5 protein-coding genes are annotated in these 3,233 nt (G+C 51.9%); all 5 read right to left on the bottom strand.

Annotated features, from left to right (window positions below; translation table 11 throughout):
- Positions 1–307: 307 nt before the first annotated feature.
- Positions 308–598, bottom strand: a complete 291-nt coding sequence (gene cas2, locus PHP98_12010) for a CRISPR-associated endonuclease Cas2 (GenBank protein ID MDD5484352.1) — start codon at positions 596–598, stop codon at positions 308–310.
- Between the two features lie 128 nt (positions 599–726).
- Positions 727–1,758 (bottom strand): type I-C CRISPR-associated endonuclease Cas1c, encoded by a 1,032-nt coding sequence (gene cas1c, locus PHP98_12015; GenBank protein ID MDD5484353.1) that lies wholly within the window; start codon positions 1,756–1,758, stop codon positions 727–729.
- On the bottom strand, positions 1,755–2,423 hold the full coding sequence (gene cas4 / locus PHP98_12020) for a CRISPR-associated protein Cas4 (protein ID MDD5484354.1): 669 nt from the start codon (positions 2,421–2,423) through the stop codon (positions 1,755–1,757). The genes cas1c and cas4 overlap by 4 nt, the downstream gene beginning before the upstream one ends.
- Positions 2,424–2,427: 4 nt before the next feature.
- Positions 2,428–2,931: a four helix bundle protein gene (locus PHP98_12025; GenBank protein MDD5484355.1), complete on the bottom strand. Its 504-nt coding sequence runs from the start codon at positions 2,929–2,931 to the stop codon at positions 2,428–2,430.
- A gap of 21 nt (positions 2,932–2,952) precedes the next feature.
- The coding region (locus PHP98_12030) for a hypothetical protein (protein ID MDD5484356.1) at positions 2,953–3,233 on the bottom strand (281 nt) is incomplete at its 5' end.

The raw sequence follows: 3,233 nt of genomic DNA on the forward strand, positions 1-3,233 counted from the left end.
GATACAACATGATCTCTCCGTAACAGATATAGTTTCAATCCACGCGCCCGCACGGGGCGCGACGTTCCATTGCGTTGGTTGAAGTGGCTGGGCCGTGTTTCAATCCACGCGCCCGCACGGGGCGCGACCTCGGAATAACAAAGCATTGACTATCAACGATCCAACAAGGATATTCCGCGAATATCCAGTTGTTATTAAATTTTCAAAGAACAAAAAATTATTCACAAACTTATTTTGTTCAATTCAAACAACTTGCAACTTCCGCGAACATATCAGGCAAAACATGTTCACCCCATGTTCGCGGAGCTTACACCACAAGCGGCTTTTCAAGGTCAGGCGTTTTTTTTGTTCCAAGATGTTCCACTCGCCGCCGCCAATTTGATCCAAGATAATAAAACCGCAAGCTGTCCTGTTCAGGGTTATATAATTCTTCCAATCTTTGCTTAAGAATGGCCCACTGGGTCGGATCAACGTTACATTCAAAAACCGAATTCTGGACTCTCTGGCCATAATCCAGGCAGGCTTTTGCGGCCTTGCGCAGACGGTTCCGGCCGCGCCGGTCTATTGTGCTGACGTCATAACTGACCAATACCATCATTAATCTCACCCCGTTAGAAACAGGAAGCGTTTTAGTCTATTTTTTAAAAATCTCTTACCCATTCCCGTCTTCAAATATTGCTCACGCGCATAAGCATCACTTTTATCCAGGCAGGCCTCTAACGGGGCTCATCGCCATATAAACGGCGGATAAGCGTCCATGTCGCCGCGCAGATGCCGGGCCAGCAATAACGCCTGAATGTGAAGAAGAAGGCCGAAGGGAACGGTTTCCTCCAGAAACGGATGCAGAATATCTTCCTGCTTGCGTTTCTGATAGGACACCAGAACCGTTTTGCGTGTTTCGTCATTCATCAGCACGGCGCCTGATTCCGTTTTTTGAAATCCTTTTGCGTCAATCTGGCGCAGGTTAATCAGGGAAAGCACCAGACGATCCGCCAGGCAAGACCGGAATTCTTCCATCAAATCCAGGGCAAGCGACGGCCGTCCCGGCCGCAAAGCATGCAGGAAGCCCATCTGCGGATCCAGCCCCACGCCTTCCAACGCCGAAACCGCATCGTGAACCAACAGGGTGTAAACAAACGACAACAACGCATTGACTGCATCCAGAGGAGGGCGCCGGGAACGACATTGGAAACTGAAATAATCCTTTTGAGCGGTTATCATGTTGTTGAACACTGAAAAATATTCATTGGCGGCATTTCCTTCAAGCCCGCGCAATATTTCCATATTTTCCTCGCGTTCGGCTTCATTGGTCAGGCGGCCGAGCCGGCGCACAACCGGTTCCAGAGTTTCCTTATCCTGTTTTTCGCCGTGGTCGCGCAAAACCCGCTGGAGAACGGTCCGGCAATTCATCATTTTTCCGATCACCATGTTTCTGGCGATTTGCACGGCATGACCGGGATTTTCCGCGCGGCGATACTGCTCGCGCCGCAGGAGAACATTACCGGACACCGGCCCATGAACCCGGGCAAGGAACTGTCCGCGCTCGCTGAGATAAGTCAAGGCCACGCCCCTTTCGCCGCACAACCCCATCAACGGCTGACTGCATGCCACCTGGCCGAAGCAGACAATTCCGCTCAAAGCGTGAATTGGCAGGCGCAGGCGGGTTTCTTTTTCCACGTTCACCAGCACCGACTCGCCCTCGTGGCATAAATAGGCGCCCTGGGTGGTAACATAAAGCGTATTGAGCAGTTTTTTCATACCACGGCTTCCCTGATCATGCGCGTCAGCCAGACAGACGCATTATTTTGTTGCAGAAGTTTTGGCCGGCATTGCTCATAAAGCGAACATGAATCGCATTTTTTTTCATACACTGCCGGGGGCGTGGCTCCGCTGGCAAGCAATTGGCGCAGACGGCGCGCGGCTTTTTCTGTCTGGCTCCGCAAATCGTCGTCAAAAACCACATCCAGCCGGTGGCGCGTTTTGCCGTAGAACAACGCGCCGGAAGCTATGCGCACGTTCAACATCTCTTCCAGACATAATGCCTGGCCGCAAAGCTGAACTTTATCCATCAAATCTTTTTTCGGCCGGCCGTGTTTGTCTTCCACCGGAAAAGGCCGCCAGCGCCCGGAAATATTTGCCAAAGCGACGCCTTCTCCGGGCGAATCAATCCGGTGAAACTCAACCAGATCGGCGCGGCCGGTCAGGCCCAGCCGCAGACATTTCAGCCAGACGCCGCGTGCCAGGCGGATATTTCCGCGCGACTCCGTCTGCGACTGATCACTGCGCTTGTGCATGCCTTTGCCCTCAACGGTGAGCACATTTTCATCCCACTGCTGTTCAATATGAATCAACGCGCATTGCCGTTCGCAGAACAGCAGATGCTGGAGCGCGGAAAGCGGCAATAAATTATCTTCGGAATACATCGCATCAGGCCCTGTTCTGTTTCAAATCATTTAATCGTTTTTCCTGTTCGCGTTTAAGTTGTTCCAGAAAGGCGGCGGCGCGCTGTTTCTGATTATAGCTCGTCCGGCTCTGGTCGGTCAGGTAGCGTTGCCCTTTGATATCGCTTTCCTGCAAGGAGGCGGCCCAGCCCGCCGTCTGGCGGGATATGGAGGCGGCCAATGATTTCAAATTTAAAATTTCAGATTTAAGATGAGCCAGGAACGGGAGACGTTCCAGGACGTGGCAGATGGAGCGCACCTCACCGGCGGAGCCTTTGGCGTAATACAGGAACATGATCAATTCCGGCGTCGTGCCGCGTTCAAAGCCCTCGGCAATATTATTAGGGATTGAAAGCGCGGCGCGCTGGATTTGATTCGCCAAGTCGCCTTTGAAACGGAAGTTTTTATCCTCCGTGATCCGGAAGACTTCCGTCGTCAGTTCAATTCCCGCCTGCCAGACCGGGACATCCTCAAAGTTCTTGTATTTCATTGCAAATCACAAATGGATTTTTCACTTTTTATCCGGTGAATCCTCCGCAAGAACGGCATATTCAATATCGGTATAATCAAAATCAATGGGACCGACGCGCAGGCAGAATTTATCGTCCAATGAATCGGGCGGGAGCAGTTGGGCCATGACCAATCTGCCCTCAAATTCCCGCTCCATGCTTTTTAATTTAATCCGGACGCGTCGGTTAAGGGCTATCCCGAACCGGTCGCCCAATTCGCGGAAAAATTCCGCCTGCTCGGCCTGAAATTTGGCATAGCCGGCTTCGTTATTGTTCCAGGGCA

Source organism: Kiritimatiellia bacterium (assembly GCA_028715905.1).
In the GTDB taxonomy this organism is placed as follows: domain Bacteria; phylum Verrucomicrobiota; class Kiritimatiellia; order JAAZAB01; family JAAZAB01; genus JAQUQV01.

Coding starts and splice junctions, on each gene's coding strand:
- cas2 (MDD5484352.1), bottom strand. CDS start 598: ATGATGGTATTGGTCAGTTATGACGTCAGCACAATAGACCGGCGCGGC.
- cas1c (MDD5484353.1), bottom strand. CDS start 1,758: ATGAAAAAACTGCTCAATACGCTTTATGTTACCACCCAGGGCGCCTAT.
- cas4 (MDD5484354.1), bottom strand. CDS start 2,423: ATGTATTCCGAAGATAATTTATTGCCGCTTTCCGCGCTCCAGCATCTG.
- PHP98_12025 (MDD5484355.1), bottom strand. CDS start 2,931: ATGAAATACAAGAACTTTGAGGATGTCCCGGTCTGGCAGGCGGGAATT.